This is a genomic window from Ruegeria sp. BG6 (assembly GCF_056538465.1).
Genome location: NZ_JBQFTB010000002.1, coordinates 167,379 through 184,873, shown reverse-complemented (window position 1 = coordinate 184,873; position 17,495 = coordinate 167,379). Strand labels below are relative to the sequence as shown.

The 17,495-nt window shown below is 57.0% G+C and carries 18 protein-coding genes; 13 read left to right on the top strand and 5 right to left on the bottom strand.

The window, feature by feature from the left end:
• Positions 1-5 precede the first annotated feature (5 nt).
• Genes ACR0JW_RS05780 through nqrF form a run of 5 tightly spaced genes read left to right on the top strand, consistent with a single transcriptional unit; the run spans position 6 to position 4,517 of the window.
• Positions 6-1,214 carry an NADH:ubiquinone reductase (Na(+)-transporting) subunit B gene (locus ACR0JW_RS05780; protein ID WP_170678860.1) on the top strand — a complete coding sequence of 403 codons (1,209 nt, stop codon included), beginning with the start codon at positions 6-8 and terminating at the stop codon, positions 1,212-1,214.
• Entirely contained in the window at positions 1,207-2,022 is an 816-nt protein-coding gene (locus tag ACR0JW_RS05775) for a Na(+)-translocating NADH-quinone reductase subunit C (protein ID WP_170678859.1), read from the top strand. Before ACR0JW_RS05780 ends, ACR0JW_RS05775 begins: the two co-directional genes overlap by 8 nt.
• Entirely contained in the window at positions 2,022-2,675 is a 654-nt protein-coding gene (locus ACR0JW_RS05770) for an NADH:ubiquinone reductase (Na(+)-transporting) subunit D (RefSeq protein WP_170614094.1), read from the top strand. The genes ACR0JW_RS05775 and ACR0JW_RS05770 overlap by 1 nt, the downstream gene beginning before the upstream one ends.
• Positions 2,675-3,283 carry an NADH:ubiquinone reductase (Na(+)-transporting) subunit E gene (nqrE, locus tag ACR0JW_RS05765; protein ID WP_170614093.1) on the top strand — a complete coding sequence of 203 codons (609 nt, stop codon included), beginning with the start codon at positions 2,675-2,677 and terminating at the stop codon, positions 3,281-3,283. Before ACR0JW_RS05770 ends, nqrE begins: the two co-directional genes overlap by 1 nt.
• A gap of 10 nt (positions 3,284-3,293) precedes the next feature.
• A complete protein-coding gene (gene nqrF / locus ACR0JW_RS05760) occupies positions 3,294-4,517 on the top strand; it encodes an NADH:ubiquinone reductase (Na(+)-transporting) subunit F (protein ID WP_170678858.1) in 1,224 nt (407 codons plus the stop codon).
• Between the two features lie 45 nt (positions 4,518-4,562).
• Here nqrF and ACR0JW_RS05755 read toward each other — a convergent pair whose 3' ends face one another.
• Complete coding sequence (locus ACR0JW_RS05755) at positions 4,563-5,585, bottom strand: NAD-dependent epimerase/dehydratase family protein (RefSeq protein ID WP_480713678.1); 1,023 nt, start codon at positions 5,583-5,585, stop codon at positions 4,563-4,565.
• Positions 5,586-5,762: 177 nt separating this feature from the next.
• Here ACR0JW_RS05755 and ACR0JW_RS05750 point away from each other — a divergent pair, with 177 nt between their 5' ends.
• The gene (locus tag ACR0JW_RS05750; RefSeq protein ID WP_170678856.1) at positions 5,763-6,521 is read left to right on the top strand and encodes a metallophosphoesterase; all 759 of its coding nucleotides are present in this window, start codon (positions 5,763-5,765) and stop codon (positions 6,519-6,521) included.
• Between the two features lie 61 nt (positions 6,522-6,582).
• Here ACR0JW_RS05750 and ACR0JW_RS05745 read toward each other — a convergent pair whose 3' ends face one another.
• Positions 6,583-7,107: a CBS domain-containing protein gene (locus ACR0JW_RS05745; RefSeq protein WP_170614089.1), complete on the bottom strand. Its 525-nt coding sequence runs from the start codon at positions 7,105-7,107 to the stop codon at positions 6,583-6,585.
• 121 nt (positions 7,108-7,228) lie between these two features.
• On the opposite strand from ACR0JW_RS05745, the gene ACR0JW_RS05740 reads away from it, so the two are divergent.
• The 7 genes from ACR0JW_RS05740 to ACR0JW_RS05710 all read left to right on the top strand — a co-directional run bounded on the left by ACR0JW_RS05740 (position 7,229) and on the right by ACR0JW_RS05710 (position 14,615).
• The gene (locus ACR0JW_RS05740; protein ID WP_170678855.1) at positions 7,229-7,414 is read left to right on the top strand and encodes a hypothetical protein; all 186 of its coding nucleotides are present in this window, start codon (positions 7,229-7,231) and stop codon (positions 7,412-7,414) included.
• Between the two features lie 65 nt (positions 7,415-7,479).
• Positions 7,480-8,505, top strand: coding sequence for an FAD:protein FMN transferase (locus ACR0JW_RS05735; protein WP_170678853.1), 1,026 nt, complete (start codon positions 7,480-7,482; stop codon positions 8,503-8,505).
• 15 nt (positions 8,506-8,520) lie between these two features.
• The gene (nqrM, locus tag ACR0JW_RS05730) at positions 8,521-8,757 is read left to right on the top strand and encodes a (Na+)-NQR maturation NqrM (RefSeq protein ID WP_170678852.1); all 237 of its coding nucleotides are present in this window, start codon (positions 8,521-8,523) and stop codon (positions 8,755-8,757) included.
• 69 nt (positions 8,758-8,826) lie between these two features.
• Positions 8,827-10,497 (top strand): sulfatase-like hydrolase/transferase, encoded by a 1,671-nt coding sequence (locus ACR0JW_RS05725; RefSeq protein WP_480713677.1) that lies wholly within the window; start codon positions 8,827-8,829, stop codon positions 10,495-10,497.
• A 126-nt stretch (positions 10,498-10,623) separates the two neighbouring features.
• Positions 10,624-12,141 (top strand): 2,3-bisphosphoglycerate-independent phosphoglycerate mutase, encoded by a 1,518-nt coding sequence (gene gpmI, locus ACR0JW_RS05720; RefSeq protein ID WP_170825196.1) that lies wholly within the window; start codon positions 10,624-10,626, stop codon positions 12,139-12,141.
• The gene (locus tag ACR0JW_RS05715) at positions 12,138-13,268 is read left to right on the top strand and encodes a peptidase M23 (RefSeq protein WP_170678849.1); all 1,131 of its coding nucleotides are present in this window, start codon (positions 12,138-12,140) and stop codon (positions 13,266-13,268) included. The genes gpmI and ACR0JW_RS05715 overlap by 4 nt, the downstream gene beginning before the upstream one ends.
• Positions 13,269-13,274: 6 nt before the next feature.
• Entirely contained in the window at positions 13,275-14,615 is a 1,341-nt protein-coding gene (locus tag ACR0JW_RS05710; RefSeq protein ID WP_170678848.1) for a S41 family peptidase, read from the top strand.
• 65 nt (positions 14,616-14,680) lie between these two features.
• On the opposite strand, the gene ACR0JW_RS05705 is transcribed toward ACR0JW_RS05710, so the two are convergent.
• The 3 genes from ACR0JW_RS05705 to ACR0JW_RS05695 all read right to left on the bottom strand — a co-directional run bounded on the left by ACR0JW_RS05705 (position 14,681) and on the right by ACR0JW_RS05695 (position 17,451).
• A complete protein-coding gene (locus tag ACR0JW_RS05705) occupies positions 14,681-16,207 on the bottom strand; it encodes an MFS transporter (protein ID WP_170619329.1) in 1,527 nt (508 codons plus the stop codon).
• A gap of 110 nt (positions 16,208-16,317) precedes the next feature.
• Positions 16,318-16,677, bottom strand: coding sequence for a hypothetical protein (locus tag ACR0JW_RS05700; RefSeq protein ID WP_480713676.1), 360 nt, complete (start codon positions 16,675-16,677; stop codon positions 16,318-16,320).
• A gap of 12 nt (positions 16,678-16,689) precedes the next feature.
• Positions 16,690-17,451, bottom strand: coding sequence for a DUF6478 family protein (locus tag ACR0JW_RS05695; protein WP_170678846.1), 762 nt, complete (start codon positions 17,449-17,451; stop codon positions 16,690-16,692).
• Positions 17,452-17,495: the final 44 nt, after the last annotated feature.

The following is a 17,495-nucleotide window of genomic DNA, read 5'->3' as shown; positions in this document are numbered from 1 at the left end:
TCCGAATGGGTTTGCGCAACTTCTTTGACCGGATCGAGCCGAACTTTACCAAGGGCGGCAAGTACGAGAAGCTTTTCCCCATCTACGAGATGGTCGAAAGCTTCATCTACACTCCGAAAACAGTCACCTCCGTCGCCCCCCACGCGCGGTCTTATGTGGATATGAAGCGGATCATGACTTATGTCGTGATCGCGACGATCCCCTGTATCCTGTGGGGCATGTGGAATACGGGCTATCAGGCCAATTCCGCGATTGCGGCCCTTGGGCCGGACTCAGCCACGGGCTGGCGGATCGCCTTGTTGCAGATGTTTGGCATTTCACTGGACCCGTCCAGCCTGTTTGCCAACGTGATGCACGGATTGCTTTACTTCCTGCCGATCTACATCGTCACACTTGTCGCAGGCGGTATCTTCGAGGTCATCTTTGCCACCGTGCGCGGCCACGAGGTGAACGAAGGTTTCCTTGTCACTTCAATGCTTTACACGTTGATCATGCCGGCAACCACGCCCCTGTGGCAAGTGGCTTTGGGCATCATCTTCGGTGTCGTTATCGGCAAAGAGGTGTTTGGCGGCACTGGCAAGAACTTCCTCAACCCTGCGCTTGTGGGCCGTGCTTTCCTGTACTTCGCCTATCCGGCGCAGATGTCGGGCGATGCAGTGTGGACGCCGGTCGACGGCTTTTCGGGCGCAACAGCGTTGGGGGTAACAGCGGCTGAGGGCGTTCAGGCCCTTGCGGCTGAGGGCATCACCTGGTCCAGCGCGTTTTTCGGAACCATCCAGGGCAGCTTTGGCGAAACATCGACGTTGGCCTGTATCATCGGCCTCGCCTTTTTGCTGATGACCAAAATAGCCAATTATCGCCTGATCGTGGGCTGTTTGGCCGGGACGATTGCGTTTACATGGCTGTTGAACTTGATCGGTTCTGACACCAACCCGATGTTCGCGATGCCTTGGTACTGGCATGTTGTGCTGGGCGGATACGCGTTTGGCCTGGCGTTCATGGTGACCGAACCCGTTTCGGCAAGCCACACCAATCTGGGCCGCTATATCTACGGTGCGCTGATCGGTGTCATGGTTGTTTTGATCCGTGTAGTGAACCCCGCTTTCCCGGAAGGCATGATGCTGGCCATCCTGTTCGGTAACGTCTTTGCACCGCTGATCGATCACTTCGTCGTTCAGGCCAACATCAAACGGAGGGCGCGTCGCCATGTCTGATACGCAACCCCAAGAACCCAAGGGGGCAATTGCCCGGTTCCTGGCGGCCTCGCCGGACTCGGTTGGCAAGACGATCTTTGTTGCCGTCGCCGTTTGTCTGGTAGCTTCAATGGTCGTTTCCGCTGCAGCCGTCAGTCTGCGTCCCGCACAGGAAGCGAACAAACTGAAGGACAAGCAGGTCAACGTTCTTCAGGTGGCAGGTGTTTACGAACCCGGCATCAACGTGACCGAGGCCTTCGCTGCGTTTGAGCCGCACGTTCTGGAACTGGCCACCGGCGAATTCGTCGATGACCAGTTTGACCCAGCGACCTTTGACGACATCGCTGCTGCCAGCGACCCCGAACTGAGTGTCGCACTTGATGATGACCCAGCGGGAATTGGCCGCAAGTCCAAGTACCGAGTGATCTACCTGCTGCGGGATGATGCTGGTGAACTGGATAAGGTCATCCTGCCGCTGCACGGCTATGGCCTGTGGTCCACGCTCTATGGCTTTATCGCTCTGGAAAACAACGGCAACGATATTTTTGGCCTGCAGTTCTATCAGCACGGCGAAACTCCGGGCCTTGGCGCGGAAGTGGACAACCCGCGTTGGAAAGCGCTGTGGAATGGCAAGAAACTTCGTGATGACGCGGGCGATCTGCAAATCACGGTCGCCAAGTCTCAGCCTGCCGCCGGGCCGGACTTTTATGTCGACGCGCTGGCCGGTGCCACGCTGACCTCTGTTGGCGTCGATAACCTGGTGAAATTCTGGATGGGCGATGCGGGCTACGCTCCGTTCCTGGCCAAACTGCAAGCAGGAGAGTTCTAATGTCTCAGACCAAGAAAGAGATGCTGGTCGACCCGCTTGTCGACAACAACCCGATTACCCTGCAGGTGCTGGGCATCTGTTCGGCGCTGGCGGTGACCTCTTCGCTGCAGGTATCCTTCGTGATGGCGCTGGCGGTGACGTTCGTGACCTCGTTCTCGTCCTTCTTTATCTCGTGCCTGCGTAACCAGATCCCGGGCTCGATCCGGATCATTGTTCAGATGGTGATCATCGCCTCGCTGGTGATCCTGGTGGATCAGGTTCTCAAGGCCTATGCCTTCGAGATTTCGAAAACGCTTTCGGTCTTCGTCGGCCTGATCATCACCAACTGTATCGTGATGGGCCGCGCCGAGGCGTTCGCTATGAAGAACCCGCCTGTCGCGTCTTTCATCGACGGCATGGGCAACGGAATGGGCTATGGTCTGATCTTGCTGCTGGTTGGTTTCATCCGCGAACTGTTCGGGAATGGGTCGCTGTTTGGCGTCACCATTCTGGAGACCGTCAACAATGGCGGCTGGTATGTGCCCAACGGCATGTTGCTGCTGCCGCCATCCGCGTTCTTTATCATCGGTCTGATTATCTGGGCCTTCCGCACATGGAAGCCGAACCAGGTCGAAGAACGTGAATACAAAATCCAGCAGGTAGAGGCGCACTGATGGAAGGGCTTATCTCTCTGGCCGTAAAGGCCATCTTTGTTGAAAACCTCGCGCTTAGCTTCTTCCTCGGCATGTGTACCTTCATCGCCGTTTCCAAGAAGATCTCGACCGCGCTGGGTTTGGGTATTTCGGTTATGGTCGTCCAGGCGATCACCGTGCCGACAAACAATCTGTTGCTCAGCTATCTGTTGAAACCGGGCGCCTTGGCCTGGGCCGGGTTCCCGGATGTGGACCTAACCTTCCTTGGCCTGATTTCCTACATCGGCGTAATTGCGGCGATGGTTCAGATCCTCGAGATGATCCTGGATAAGTACTTCCCGCCGCTTTACAACGCACTGGGTATCTTCCTGCCGCTGATCACGGTGAACTGCGCCATCCTCGGTGGCTCGCTGTTCATGGTCGAGCGTGACTATAACTTTGCTGAGGCCGCCACCTATGGTCTGTCTTCCGGCTTTGGTTGGGCGCTGGCGATCACAGCGATGGCAGGAGTGCGTGAAAAGCTCAAATATTCGGATATTCCGGACGGTCTGCAGGGTCTTGGCATCACCTTCATCACAGCAGGTCTGATGGCGATGGCCTTCATGTCCTTCTCTGGCGTGAAACTGTAAGGAGGGCGCAATGGAAACTTTTAGCCTAGGCGTAATCCTTTTCACGATGATCGTTCTGGCGCTTGTCGCCATCATTATGGCGGCACGCTCGCGGTTGGTGTCTACCGGCAACGTCAACATCACCATCAATGGCGAGAAAACCATCTCGGTTCCGGCGGGCGGCAAACTTCTGCAAACGCTTGCGGCCGAGAAATTGTTCGTTCCTTCCGCCTGCGGTGGTGGCGGAACCTGCGCGCAATGCCGTGTGCGGGTGCATTCGGGTGGTGGTTCGATCCTGCCCACCGAAGAAAGCCACATCACCAAGCGAGAGGCATCCTGCGGTGACCGCCTGTCCTGTCAGGTCGCGGTCAAGCAGGACATGGACATCGAAGTTCCCGAAGAGGTCTTTGGCGTCAAGAAGTGGGAATGCACCGTTCGTTCGAACGACAACGTCGCCACCTTTATAAAAGCGCTGACTCTGGATCTGCCGGAAGGCGAGGACGTCAATTTCCGCGCTGGCGGCTACATCCAGATCGAGGCCCCCGCACACCAACTGGCCTATACCGATTTCGACGTGCAGGACGAGTACCGCGAAGATTGGGACAAGTTCAATCTGTGGCAGTACAAATCCGTCGTGAACGAACCGATCGAGCGCGCCTATTCGATGGCCAACTATCCGGACGAAAAAGGCATGATCATGCTGAACGTCCGGGTCGCCTCGCCGCCTCCGGGGTCCGACGGTATCCCGCCGGGTCAGATGTCGTCCTACATCTTCAACCTGAAGCCGGGTGACAAGGTTACAATCTCGGGTCCGTTTGGTGAATTCTTCGCCCGCGAGACCGAGAAAGAGATGGTCTTCATCGGCGGTGGCGCCGGTATGGCGCCGATGCGCAGCCATATCTTCGATCAGCTCAAGCGCCTTGAGAACCGCAACCGCAAGATCACCTTCTGGTACGGTGCGCGTTCCAAGAAAGAGATGTTCTTTGTCGAGGATTTCGACCAATTGGCCGAGGAGTTCGACAATTTCGAATGGCATGTGGCCCTTTCGGATGCGCAGCCCGAGGACGATTGGAAAGGCTACACCGGCTTCATCCACAACGTCCTGTTCGAGGAATACCTCAAGAACCACCCGGCACCGGAAGACTGCGAGTTCTACATGTGCGGTCCGCCAATCATGAACCAGTCCGTCATAAACATGCTGCTGGATCTCGGAGTGGACCGCGAAGACATCATGCTGGACGACTTCGGCGGTTAAGAAGAAACCGGCGCAATTAGCGCCGGTTTTTTTTGTTCCGCATTTTCAGTCGGCGGGAATTTTATAGTACTCCCGATACCATTCAACGAATTTGGCCAGACCGGTACGAATATCGGTCTGGGGTTTGTAACCGGTCAGGTTTTGCAACAAACTGGTGTCGGCCCAGGTCGCCGGAACATCGCCCATTTGCATCGGCATGTAGTTCCGGATCGCTTTCTTACCCAACGCGTCCTCGATAGCTTCGATGAAGTCCATCAGACGGACTTTGTCCGAGTTGCCGATGTTGACTACCCGGAAGGGCGCAACCGGTGACAGGCTGTCTCCCTCGGCGATCTCATCTTTGCTGTCAGGCCGCACAGGGGCGGCATCTATCAGCAGGCGAATGCCCCGTACCAGATCCTCGACATAGGTGAAGTCGCGATACATGTCGCCGTTGTTGTAAATGTCGATGGGACGGTCGTTCAGAATGGCATCGGTGAACTTGAAGTAAGCCAGATCAGGGCGGCCCCACGTGCCGTAAACTGTAAAGAACCGGAACATCGTGGTCGGCAGGCCCCACAGATGGGCATAGGAATGGCCCATCGATTCATTGGCCTTCTTGGTCGCGGAATAGATGGTCAGTTGCCCGTCGGCCTTGTCGGTTTCCCGGAACGGCATGTCTTCATTCGCTCCGTAGACTGAAGACGTCGAAGCCATCAAAAGGTGCTCTACCTGATGGATCCGGGCAACCTCCATCACATTGAATGTCCCGACGATGTTGGATTCAACGTAGCTGCGTGGCGCTTCAAGGCTGTAGCGCACGCCGGCCTGGCCAGCCAGGTGGATGATGACCTCGGGTTTGAAGTCGTCTGCGACCTGCATCAGGCGCTCGTGGTTTTCCAGCATGTTTTCGGTGACCGAAAAGCCCGGCGTTTGCAGCAACATCTGATGGCGACGCTGTTTAAGCGCCACGTCATAATAGTCGGTCATGCCGTCATAGCCATGCACCCGGAACCCTTCGGCCAAAAGCAGTTTTGCCAGATGAAACCCGATAAACCCGGCGGTCCCCGTTACCAAAACTCGTTTCATGAAATCCCCAAGAACCTTTCAAACCACATGGCCGCCTGCGATAAGATCGTCTTTGAACCTGCCAGGCCCAGATCTAACTTTAGCTTGTCATATCAAACGCCCGGCACCGACGGTCAAGTACTGAGCGGGCGGCCCGGGATTGTCGTTGCCAACGGGTCGGGTTAGGGAACGTAGAACATGGTTACGAGCTGGATCAAAGGGTTTATTGGCCGGGCACGGCCCGATCGGGAAACATCCGTTCCCGGAATCGCTCCCGATGATCGGTTTGTCGTAGTTGGCGACATTCATGGCCGGCTGGACCTGCTTCAGGCCCTGCTGATGAGGGTTGAGGACGAATGCCCTTTGATCTTTGTCGGGGACTACATCGACCGGGGTGACTACAGCGCACAGGTCCTGCGACATCTGCAGCACTTCGACACGGCAGCAAACAGGCCGGTCGTATGCCTCATGGGCAATCATGAAGACATGCTGCTGCGATTTCTGGACGAGCCCGGACGCTATGCACATCATTGGTTCCGGAATGGCGGATTTCAGACACTGGCTTCATTCGGGATTACCGAATTTGACCTTCATCCAACAAATGAAATTGCCGAAGCGGTTGCTGGCAAGTTGAAGCAGGTCATGGGCGCAGATTTGTTGTCATGGTTGCGGGACAGGCCACTAATGTGGTCGAGCGGAAACGTCACGGTCGTCCATGCCGCACTGGATCCCGATCAGCCGGTTGATAGCCAGCAGCGACAGGTCTGTTTGTGGGGGCACCCGATGTTTCCAAGACGACGCAGGGCAGACGGCCAATGGGTTGTGCACGGACACACGATCAAAGATCACCCGACGGTCAATAATGGGGTCGTCTCAATCGATACCGGGGCATTTGCAACGAACCGCCTGACGGCAGCCGAAATTTACAGAGGCGGCGTTCGCTTTGTTTCGACCTGATCTGCGCAACTCGGGACGCGGGCCAGTGAAAATGCGGCCCGCAACCCGGAAGGTCACTTGGTCAACCGACGATCATCTGCTTCATGCGCAGCGCTTCGTATTCCAGTTCCTTGAGACGGAAGTGAACAACGTCGCCAATCGTGATGACACCGCGCAGGTGGCCATCACTCAGAACCGGCATGTGGCGGAAACGTCCATCGGTCATTGTCTTCAGAACATCGTTCAGCAGGTCTTCGGGCGAACAGGTTTTGACATCCTTGGTCATTAGATCTTCGACCGACTGTGGCAGAGTCTGACCGGGGGTATCCGCCATGCGCCGTACGATATCGCGTTCTGACAGAATGCCTTGCAGGGTTCCGTTCTGATCGGTCACGACCACTGCGCCGATTCTTTTTTCCTTCAGCAGTTCCACTACCGAATGAATCGTATCGGCGGGGCGCACCGCAAACACCGCATCACCTTTACCCTCAAGCAGCTTGGCCACGGTCGTTTGCGTATGCGACAGGTTTGAATCCGCTGACTGGCTATAGGTCGCAGAACCAGACTTGTCGCCGCGTGTGGGGGGCTGATAAGAGCTTGGGGCCATGGGCAATCTCCTCTTTTATCCGAGATGGCTGTCTTTTCACCTTACCGCAGCGAACCGACCTGTATAGGGTGCAAATGCCCTGATCCCGGAAAATTGCTGACAAACAAGGAATCCCGACCCGTTGACAGACCTTTATCTGACACCGCCGCTGGCTGCGCTGATCTTTTTCGCCGTCGTGGTGTGTGGTCACAATTTCCGAATGGCGTGGAAACAGCAACAGGCCGGATGGCAAAAACGGGCCTGGCTGTTTGGTGTACCTGCCGGCGTCGGATTGCTGGTGCTGGGTTTTCTGCCGCTGAAACTGTGATGTCGATTTGACTCTGTAATGGGGCACTGGCATATGCCCGGCTAGGTTTTCCAGGGAGTTCCCCGATGCGCCATCTGCCTGTTCTGGCTTTAGTTCTGTTTGTTTCCGGCTGTTTGTTTGACAAGGAACCCGAAGTGGTCCGTCTGTCGGGCGAAACCATGGGAACAACATTCAACATCACCGCCATTGGCGAAGATGTGGATGAGGAAGCCCTGGCCGCAGCCGTGCAGGAAACACTGGCCGCAGTGAACGCCAAGATGTCAAACTGGGATCCCAACTCAGAGGTTTCGACATTTTCAGCTTCGACCGACACTTCGCCCGTTCCGGTCTCGGACGAGTTCGCTCTGGTTTTGTCCGCCGCTGACGATGTGCATGAAAAATCCGGCGGAACCTTTGACGTGACTCTGGGCCCGCTGATCGAATTGTGGGGGTTTGGCCCGCGCAAGCCCGAGGATCCGGTGCCGTCGGATGCTGAGATTCAAGCCGCTCTTGAAGGTGTCGGGCAATCCCGGCTGCTGACCTTGGACCGTGACGCCGGAACGCTGGCCAAATCCGATCCGGCAGTGGGCATCAACCTGTCGGCTATCGCCAAAGGCTATGGGATTGACGCGGTGGCCGAAACCCTAAGCGAGGCGGGGATCGAGAACTACATGGTCGAGATCGGTGGCGATCTTGTTACCAAAGGCGAAAATGACAAGGGTGAGGTCTGGCGCATCGGGGTCGAAAAACCCGAAGCGGGCGGGCAAAACCTGCAACTGATCGTGTCACTGAACGATCTGGGCATGGCGACCTCGGGCGATTACAAGAACTTCTTCGAACAGGAAGGTGTGCGATATTCCCATATCATCGATCCCACGACCGGACGACCAATCACACATCGCACCACCTCGGTCACCGTACTGGCCGAAAATGCGATGATGGCGGATGCGTGGGCGACGGCAATGCTGGCGCTGGGGCAGGAGAAGGGGCTGGAACTGGCCGAAAAGCATAAACTTGCCGTGTTCTTCATCTCTCGGGATGTGACAGGCGGCGAAGATGCCTTTATTACTGTTCACAGTACCGCGTTCAAAGACGCTTTGGGCACCAACTGACAGGCAGGACCTGAGATGAGCACATTTATTCTGGCCTTCGTACTACTGCTGATCATCATGGTCGGGATGTCGCTGGGCGTCATGCTGATGGGCAAGACGATCAAAGGCAGCTGCGGCGGCCTGAATGCAATCTCGGGCGCGGACAAATGCGTTGTGTGCAAAAAGGACGTCGACCCCAATAGCCCGCTGCTGGACCAGTTGCAGTGCAAACGCGCCAAAAAAATGCTCGAACAGATGGAACGGCAAGCCTGATTGAAGTTTGGACTTCGCTCTTGGGCAGGAAATAGCTAAGCAGGTCCCGGATCAAAGGGGGGCATTGCATTGGCCGAAGCCAAAAATATCCTGTTCATCATGTTCGACCAGCTACGCTGGGACTACCTCAGCTGTTACGGACATCCACACCTGCATACCCCGAATATCGACAAACTGGCCGCACGCGGTGTCCGGTTTGATCGCGCCTATATTCAGTCCCCGATCTGCGGAAGTTCGCGCATGTCGACCTATACTGGGCGCTATGTGCATTCCCATGGTGCCTCATGGAACAACATTCCCCTGAAAGTTGGTGAAATCACATTGGGCGATCACCTGCGCAAAGCGGGGATGGGGTGCTGGCTGGTCGGCAAGACTCATATGGCTGCCGATGCCGAAGGGATGGCGCGCCTGGGACTGGAACCCGACAGCGTCATTGGCGCTCGCGTCGCGGAATGCGGCTTTGACGTCTTCGAACGCGATGACGGGTTGCGCGCTGAAGGACCGGACGGGTTCTATGATCCGGACGGGGCAAAGAAATACAACCAATATCTCCGGGACAAAGGATACGACAGCGACAATCCCTGGCATGACTTTGCCAATTCCGGCTTGGATGCCGACGGCAACGTATTGTCAGGCTGGTTCCTCAAAAACTCATCCGAGACGGCAAATATCGCGGAAGAAGACAGTGAAACGCCATACCTGACAACGCGCGGCATTGAGTTCCTGGAAAGTCATGACGGGCCGTGGTGCTGTCACCTCAGCTACATCAAGCCGCACTGGCCTTACGTAGTGCCGGAGCCCTATGCCTCGATGTATGGACCCGAACATGTGCTGCCTGTGGTCCGGTCAGAATCCGAGCGCGAAAATGCGCATCCAGTGCTCCGGGCCTTTATGGACACGAAAGTTGGGCAGGCCTTCTCGCGTCAGGAGGTCCGCGATGCTGTGATCCCGGCCTATATGGGGCTGATCAAACAGGCGGATGACCAGATGGGGCGGTTGTTCGACTGGATGGAGGAAACCGGTCGGATGGACGACACGATGATCGTGCTGACCTCGGACCATGGGGATTTTCTGGGCGATCACTGGATGGGGGAAAAGACCTTCTTCCACGACGCCTCGACCAAGATGCCGCTGATCATCTACGACCCTTCCTCTCAGGCGGACGCCACGCGAGGCACCAACTGCGACGCGCTGGTCGAGGCGATTGATCTGGCACCAACCTTTCTTGAGGTGGCGGGCGGCGAAAAGGCCGGGCATATCCTGGAAGGGCATTCCCTGCTGCCCATCCTTCGCGGGCAAGCCGACAAAACGCCCCGCAGTGTCGCAGTCTGTGAATACGATTATTCCGCTTCTCCCATAGCCCAAAAGCTGAACGCATCTGTACGCGATGCCGTGATGTTCATGGTCGCCAACGAGAAATGGAAACTTGTCCATTGCGAAGGTGGACATAGGCCGATCCTGTTCGATCTTGAAAACGATCCCGAAGAACTGGTCGATCTGGGTGACAGTGCGGACCATTCAGACGTCATCGCCCAGATGTATCATCACCTGTTTGCCTGGGCGCGTCGCCCGTCACAGCGCACAACCCGGTCTGAAGAGCAGTTGATCGGAATGCGCAGCCGAAGCGGGGGCACAGGGATCATGATCGGTATTTACGACGAAAACGACACTCCGCTGGAACTGACGGTCAAATACCGCAACCGCAAGGCACATCCTTACAAGGATTATCTGAAGGATTGAAAACGCGGGTTTCGCGCCAAAGTGACGATGGGGCCGATTAATTCTGCTTCACACACCGCAAAGACGGTTCACGCCCGGATGGGCAGCGGGTAGAAGACTGTCAAAGCAGTTTTCCGGAGAAACTTCATGGCCGCCCCCAAACCCGTCGTCCTGTGCATCCTAGATGGCTGGGGATTGTCCGAAGACACGCAGGCCAACGCACCTTATCTGGCGAAAACGCCGACATTTGACGCGATCATGGAACGCGGTCCCCATGCGACGTTGATTACACATGGGCCGGATGTGGGTCTGCCCAGCGGGCAGATGGGAAATTCTGAGGTCGGGCACACGAACATTGGGGCCGGGCGAGTGGTTGCCATGGATCTGGGACAGATTGATCTGTCGATCGAAGACGGCAGTTTCTTTGATAACAATGCCCTTCAGGCCTTCATCGGTAAGGTAAAGGCCTCGGGCGGAACGGCGCACTTGATTGGTATCGCTTCGGATGGCGGAGTGCATGGCCATGTTGATCACATCGTTGCTGCGGCCAAGGCCGTGACAGACGCAGGTGTACCTGTCGCCCTGCACGCCATCACAGACGGTCGGGACGTTGCGCCAAAATCCGCATTTGGGTTCTTGGCCGAACTGGAAAAGCGCCTGCCAGATGGCGCACGGATCGTGACTGTCAGCGGACGGTATTATGCCATGGACCGCGACAATCGCTGGGAACGCGTTGCAGAAGCCTATGAGGCGATCATCAAGGGGCAGGGGCGTACCGCAGCCACCGCACATGGTGCTGTGGACCATGCGTATAACCAATCCGAAACGGATGAATTCATCACACCCACGGTTCTGAGCGGCTACACAAGTGTCCGCGATGGCGATGGTATTTTCTGCCTGAATTTCCGCGCCGACCGTGCGCGGGAAATACTGCGCGCCATTGGCGAGCCGGGATTCGACGATTTTGACACCGGACCGCGCCCGGCCCTGTCAGCTTTGCTGGGAATGGTTGAATACTCCGACGGGCACAACGCCTACATGACCACCGTTTTCCCGAAACGCGCCATCGTCAACACGCTGGGGGAATGGGTTGCCAAACAGGGGTTGCGGCAGTTCCGCTTGGCGGAAACCGAAAAATATCCTCATGTGACGTTCTTTCTGAACGGAGGCAAGGAAACGCCCGAGGTTGGCGAAGATCGTTTCATGCCGAAATCGCCCAAGGTGGCGACCTATGATCTTCAGCCCGAGATGTCGTCAGCCGAGGTCACGGCCAAATTCGTCGAGGCCATCGAAGCCGGGTATGATCTGATCGTCACCAATTACGCCAACCCGGATATGGTCGGGCACACAGGCGATCTGAACGCCGCGATAAAGGCCTGCGAAGCCGTTGATCAAGGTCTGGCGCAGGTGGTTGCCGCGCTGGACAAAGCAGGCGGAGCCATGATCGTGACAGCCGATCACGGGAATTGCGAAGTCATGGTCGACCCTGAAACCGGTGGACCACATACCGCTCATACATTGAACCGGGTGCCGGTCGCGCTGGTCGGTGGACCCGCTGGTGCCAAGTTGCGCGATGGCCGGTTGTCGGACCTGGCGCCAACGCTTTTAGCGCTGATGGGGCTGGATCAACCTGCGGAAATGACCGGCCAGAGCCTTCTGTCATGACAGTGCGGGCCGCGCTTCTTTCGGTCTTGCTGGCCTCGCCTGTTAACGCCCAGACGGACCCGTCGGCGGCAGCGCTGGAGGCAGCGCAAATGCTGGAAGAGGCCTCGATTGCGCTGGCCGAAGCCGACAGCGCCCGGGATCGGGTGCGCGCCCTGACCGAAACGGTGCAGGCTTATGAAGCCGGCCTAAGCGCCATGCGCGACGGCTTGCGCAAGGCCGCCACCCGAGAGGTGCAGCTGACAGAAGAACTGCGCGCGCGGGAAAAAGAAATCGCGCAATTGCTAGGCGTGTTGCAAACCATCGAAACAACGACGCCGCCCGTACTGATCCTGCATCCGTCCGGTCCTTTGGGGGCCGCGCGTACCGGCATGATGCTGGCCGAAGTCACGCCCGGCCTGAATGCACGTGCGCAGGCGCTTGCTCAGGACTTGCACGAGGTCCGGACACTACGCCAACTGCAGAAAAACGCCGCCGAAACCCTGACCAAGGGTCTGACCGGAGTGCAGAATGCCAGAACCAAGCTTAGCGAGGCCATTGCCGATCGAACGGACCTGCCGCGCCGGTTTGTCGAAGACCCTATCAGCACGGCGATCCTGATCTCCTCGACGGAAACACTGGATGGGTTTGCCAGCGGTCTGGCCGAAATATCGGAAGGCGGTATTGCCGAAACCGACGCCGATATTTCGAACAGAAAAGGAAACCTTGCTTTGCCCGTTCAGGGTGTTCTGCTGCACAGTTCAGGGGAAACGGACGCTGCCGGGGTGAAGCGCCCCGGTATCGTGCTGGGCACCCGGCCGCGCGCGCTGGTCACGACACCCACCGCAGCGACGATCCGGTATCGCGGGCCGCTGCTGGACCTTGGCAACCTGATGATCCTGGAACCCCAGCCCGGATTGCTTTTTGTCTTTTCCGGGTTGCAAGAGGTCTTCGGTACACCCGGAGAAGTGATCACCGAAGGAACGCCGGTGGGCCTAATGCCAGGTGAAACGCCGGAAATCGGCGCTATTTTGTCAACTACAAGTGATGGCACTGGAACTGACCGGTCAGAAACGCTCTATATAGAGGTAAGACAGGATAATAGCCCGGTGGACCCGGAATCGTGGTTTCGGACCAACAAGGATGGATAAACAAACATGAAGAGATTTGTGATGGCCGGTCTGGCCGGAACTGTGGCAGGCATTATCGCAACCACTCAGATTGCCGGACCTTTGCTGGCGCAAGAGGCCGAAAGCAAGGCCAGCGTGTATGAGCAATTGGATCTGTTCGGGGACATTTTCGAACGTATCCGCGCCCAATATGTCGAAGAAGTCGAGCCGGAGGAGCTGATCGAGGCAGCCATTGACGGAATGCTGACCTCACTGGATCCGCATTCCAGCTACCTGTCGCCTGACGACGCCGAACAGATGCGCGTGCAGACACGCGGTGAATTCGGCGGGCTGGGGATTGAGGTCACACAAGAAGAAGGCTTCGTCAAAGTCGTCTCACCCATCGATGATACCCCCGCGGACGAGGCGGGAATCGAAGCCGGCGACTTCATCACCCACGTTGATGGTGAAAGCATTCTGGGCCTGACGCTGGACAAGGCGGTGGATCTGATGCGCGGGCCGGTCGGCTCGGAGATCGTGATCACGGTGGTGCGCGAAGGCGAGCAGGAACCGTTTGACGTCACCATTATCCGCGACACCATCAAGTTGACCGCCGTACGTGCACGGACCGAAGGCACCAGCGTCGTTCTGCGTGTGACCACATTCAATGATCAGACCTACCCCAATCTGGAAGCCGGATTGAAAGAGCAGATTGAAGAAGCCGGAGGGATCGAAAAGGTCAATGGCGTAGTGCTGGATTTGCGGAACAATCCGGGCGGCTTGCTGACACAGGCGATCAAGGTGTCAGACGCCTTTTTGAATGAAGGGGAAATCGTTTCGACCCGCGGCCGCGATCCGGGCGAAGGCGAAAGGTTCAATGCAACTGCTGGCGATCTGACCGAAGGCAAGCCGATCGTGGTTCTGATCAACGGTGGGTCAGCCTCGGCCTCGGAAATTGTGGCGGGGGCGCTTCAGGATCATCGCCGTGCGATTGTTGTTGGCACCAAGAGCTTTGGCAAGGGTTCGGTCCAGACAGTCATGCCATTGCGCGGCGACGGTGCAATGCGTCTAACCACATCACGCTATTATACGCCTTCTGGCCGCTCGATTCAGGCGCTTGGCGTCAGCCCCGACATCATCGTCGAGCAACCGCGCCCAGCCCCAGAACCCGAAGAGGAAGAAGGCAATGCACGCACCCGGTCCGAGGCCGACCTGCGCGGCAGCCTGAACAACGACAGCCTGAGCGAGGATGAAGTTCGCCAGATCGAAGAAGACCGGGCCCGTGCCGAAGCGACTGCTGAGTTGCGGGAAAAGGACTATCAGTTGGCCTATGCCATCGATATCCTGAAAGGCCTGTCGGCCTTCGACCCCAACGGGCCTTCGCAGTAACATACAAATCGGGCCGCCGATTGCGGCGGCCCCAATTTCGGGAACAGATCTTTGATCGGTCGCGATCAGCTTTCGATTTTGTGCAGCTTGCTTTCATCCAGCATCAGCGCAAGTACGATCCCGACGGACACGGAAATCGCTGCAAAGACAAATGCCATGTTCATGCCGGTATCGAATGCTCCGGCTATTGCGGTTTTGACTGTCGCAACTTCACTTTCACTGAGCTTCTGCATGACTGCCTGAGCAGATTTGGTGGTCAGCGTTCCGCCATTGATTGCCTGAAGTTCAGCATCAGACAGTGTGACACCGGCCGCTGTCAGTTTGTCGCGCAGGCTGGCAAGGCTTGTGACATACATGATTGCCGTGGCGCAGGCGACGGCAATGGCCCCGTAGACCAGGTGGGTCATGAAGCTCAGCCCGCCGACGAGACCCGCCCGTTCGGGCTTTACCGCGCAGACTGCCGCCGTTCCCGACGGCCCGACAGTCAGCGTCGCCCCCAATCCGATGAAGGCCATGCCTGGCAGAATTTGGAAATAGCCAAGACCCTGCGGCAAGACGACAACAGTTACTGCGCCAATTGTCGCGATCAGGTAGCCCCAAAACATCAGCCGTTTTGGTCCGAAATCGTTGTACAGCGTTCCTGAAACAATGGATCCGACCGCAAGCAACACAGTCAGAGGCGCCAGCCCGAGCGCCGATTGAAACACGCTCCAGCCCAGAACTTTCTGCATGTATTGCGGGAAATACAGCAAACCCACAAAGGCGGCAGACACATTGAACATATTCAGGCCCAGCGTGATCAAAAACTCTCGATTCTGCATCAACTGAGGCAGCAGCAAAGGTTCCTTTACGCGTTTTTCGACACGTGGGAACAAAAGAAACAGGACTGCGCTGACAAAAAACAGAAGAAGCAGCGGAACCGAAGTCCAGCCCCAATCCGCACCGACATCCAGGGCGTACAGCAGCAGCAAGACCGCAAACGACAGGATGCCCATCCCGGCAAAATCGATGTGTTCGCCCTGTTTGTGTTTAGTCTCACGTTCCATCAAGAACAGGGCTGTCGCCATCGAAATGCAGGAAAACACGACGTTGGCCAGAAAGAACAATCGCCAGTCACCAAGGTTGACGGCAAAGCCGCTGATCATCGGGCCGAAGACATTGCCGCTGGTTACACCCGCAAGGATCAGCCCCATAACCAGGGCCCGATGTTCGGGCTTTGACACTTTGGTGGCGCCGAAGGCCAGTGTGCAGGGCCAGATACATCCGGCTCCGATGCCTTGCAGGGCCCGTGCTCCGATCAGGTAGTCCAGACCGGGGGCGACAAAGCATAGGATGGAGGAAAACAGGAAGATCGAAAGACCGATGATCATGATCTTTCGGTGCCCGTACATGTCGCCGAGCCGTCCGCCGGCGACCATGGTCATGGCGAAAAACAGAGCGTAGATGTTGAGCACCCACTGGGTGCTTGTAATGTCGGCATCAAAGCTGTTTTCGATGGCCGGGATCAGCATCAGCGCGCCGGTAAAATCAATCCCGATCCCAAATGCGGTCACCATAAGGGCGATGACCTTGATGATACTACTGCGGTCCATTGAGAAACCCAGGTTGCTCCGGATGTCCCGATAATGCATCAAGCCGGTCAAAAAAGATAGGAAAACAGCAGTTTAACGGTTCAGCCGGTATGACAGGCTGAACGTCCGGCCTATTCCGCGCTGCTGCAGATCCGCCGGAACGCGCGTTTCAGCATGTCCAGTTCGGCGCGCAAAAGCTCCACCTCAGCCCTCAGATCATCCGCAGCGGGAGTGCCCGCGATCACCGTGATGTCGCCCAGCTTGTTCGTCGTTGCGGTGTCGACGATCACAAAACAGTGCACCCCTTCGGAAAGGGCAGAGATGGGCAACTGAATACTCAGATCCCAACCGCCATCCGCGCGTGAAACGCTGAACTGTTCCAGCGGTTCACCGAGATAGCGCACTTCGATATTGGGTTCTGTTTCGGCTTGCAGATGGCCTTGCCAAAGCCCGTCTTCGAACCGTGTGCATGTGAGGGAGGGAAGCGTCATGCGGCAAGCACCTTACAAGTCAGCCCGGAAATGGCGGCAGAACGTCAAATCGCGCAAAACGATCCGATTCATCCCAGGATCGTCAAAGATCAGATCCAGCCAGATCTTTTCTATGCGTTTCTCGTTGAAAGACAGATGCGCAAGGTCAAAGTCCATTGCGTTCGAAGTTCGGCTTTCGTCAAGTTTGCGCAACACCTGTTCTGTATTGGGGCCGTGCTGAATGTTGAGACGTGCGAAAATTTCTCCGTTCCGCTCGCCTTCGATCAACGTATCGACACGCATCAGGTGTTGGCGCGTCAAGTCCTGCACCGCATCTTGTGGCAGCTCGACCGACAGAGAAAGAAATGAACCGGTGAACCCGAACACCTCGATCGCAAGGCTGAATGGGGCCAGGTCCTTGTCACGGCGATTGCGTATCTGGCGCATTCCGATTTCGGACTGCTCGCAATCATGAAACAGGGTTACCTGCCGGTCCATCGGCGCTTTTCGCGGGGCCGAGGCGACGCCGTGCCTGGACAGCGGCTCGCGCCATAGATCCGGACGCCAGGACCAGTCCGTGCCAAGCGGTTTGGGAAACTGCACCGAACCAATCAGTGGCCGGGCCAGCCGCCCGTCGGCCTGTTGGATCAACAGGTCAAGATGTTTCCGCAATTTGCGCGCCTCATCCCGTTGCCTGCGCAGCAATGGCTCAGGCGTTTCGGTCGCAGCCTTTGCGGCTTGGCGCCAATGCCCCAGAGACTTGCGATGCATATAGCGATCCAGAAAACTGCCCATGATCCTATCGTCCAAAGTTGTACCTGTTTAGTCAAAGACCAAGT

What these genes read in the sequence shown, in the direction of transcription:
- ACR0JW_RS05780 (WP_170678860.1), top strand. Translation starts at nt 6, where the DNA reads ATGGGTTTGCGCAACTTCTTTGACCGGATCGAGCCGAACTTTACCAAG.
- ACR0JW_RS05775 (WP_170678859.1), top strand. Translation starts at nt 1,207, where the DNA reads ATGTCTGATACGCAACCCCAAGAACCCAAGGGGGCAATTGCCCGGTTC.
- ACR0JW_RS05770 (WP_170614094.1), top strand. Translation starts at nt 2,022, where the DNA reads ATGTCTCAGACCAAGAAAGAGATGCTGGTCGACCCGCTTGTCGACAAC.
- nqrE (WP_170614093.1), top strand. Translation starts at nt 2,675, where the DNA reads ATGGAAGGGCTTATCTCTCTGGCCGTAAAGGCCATCTTTGTTGAAAAC.
- nqrF (WP_170678858.1), top strand. Translation starts at nt 3,294, where the DNA reads ATGGAAACTTTTAGCCTAGGCGTAATCCTTTTCACGATGATCGTTCTG.
- ACR0JW_RS05755 (WP_480713678.1), bottom strand. Translation starts at nt 5,585, where the DNA reads ATGAAACGAGTTTTGGTAACGGGGACCGCCGGGTTTATCGGGTTTCAT.
- ACR0JW_RS05750 (WP_170678856.1), top strand. Translation starts at nt 5,763, where the DNA reads ATGGTTACGAGCTGGATCAAAGGGTTTATTGGCCGGGCACGGCCCGAT.
- ACR0JW_RS05745 (WP_170614089.1), bottom strand. Translation starts at nt 7,107, where the DNA reads ATGGCCCCAAGCTCTTATCAGCCCCCCACACGCGGCGACAAGTCTGGT.
- ACR0JW_RS05735 (WP_170678853.1), top strand. Translation starts at nt 7,480, where the DNA reads ATGCGCCATCTGCCTGTTCTGGCTTTAGTTCTGTTTGTTTCCGGCTGT.
- nqrM (WP_170678852.1), top strand. Translation starts at nt 8,521, where the DNA reads ATGAGCACATTTATTCTGGCCTTCGTACTACTGCTGATCATCATGGTC.
- gpmI (WP_170825196.1), top strand. Translation starts at nt 10,624, where the DNA reads ATGGCCGCCCCCAAACCCGTCGTCCTGTGCATCCTAGATGGCTGGGGA.
- ACR0JW_RS05715 (WP_170678849.1), top strand. Translation starts at nt 12,138, where the DNA reads ATGACAGTGCGGGCCGCGCTTCTTTCGGTCTTGCTGGCCTCGCCTGTT.
- ACR0JW_RS05710 (WP_170678848.1), top strand. Translation starts at nt 13,275, where the DNA reads ATGAAGAGATTTGTGATGGCCGGTCTGGCCGGAACTGTGGCAGGCATT.
- ACR0JW_RS05705 (WP_170619329.1), bottom strand. Translation starts at nt 16,207, where the DNA reads ATGGACCGCAGTAGTATCATCAAGGTCATCGCCCTTATGGTGACCGCA.
- ACR0JW_RS05700 (WP_480713676.1), bottom strand. Translation starts at nt 16,677, where the DNA reads ATGACGCTTCCCTCCCTCACATGCACACGGTTCGAAGACGGGCTTTGG.
- ACR0JW_RS05695 (WP_170678846.1), bottom strand. Translation starts at nt 17,451, where the DNA reads ATGGGCAGTTTTCTGGATCGCTATATGCATCGCAAGTCTCTGGGGCAT.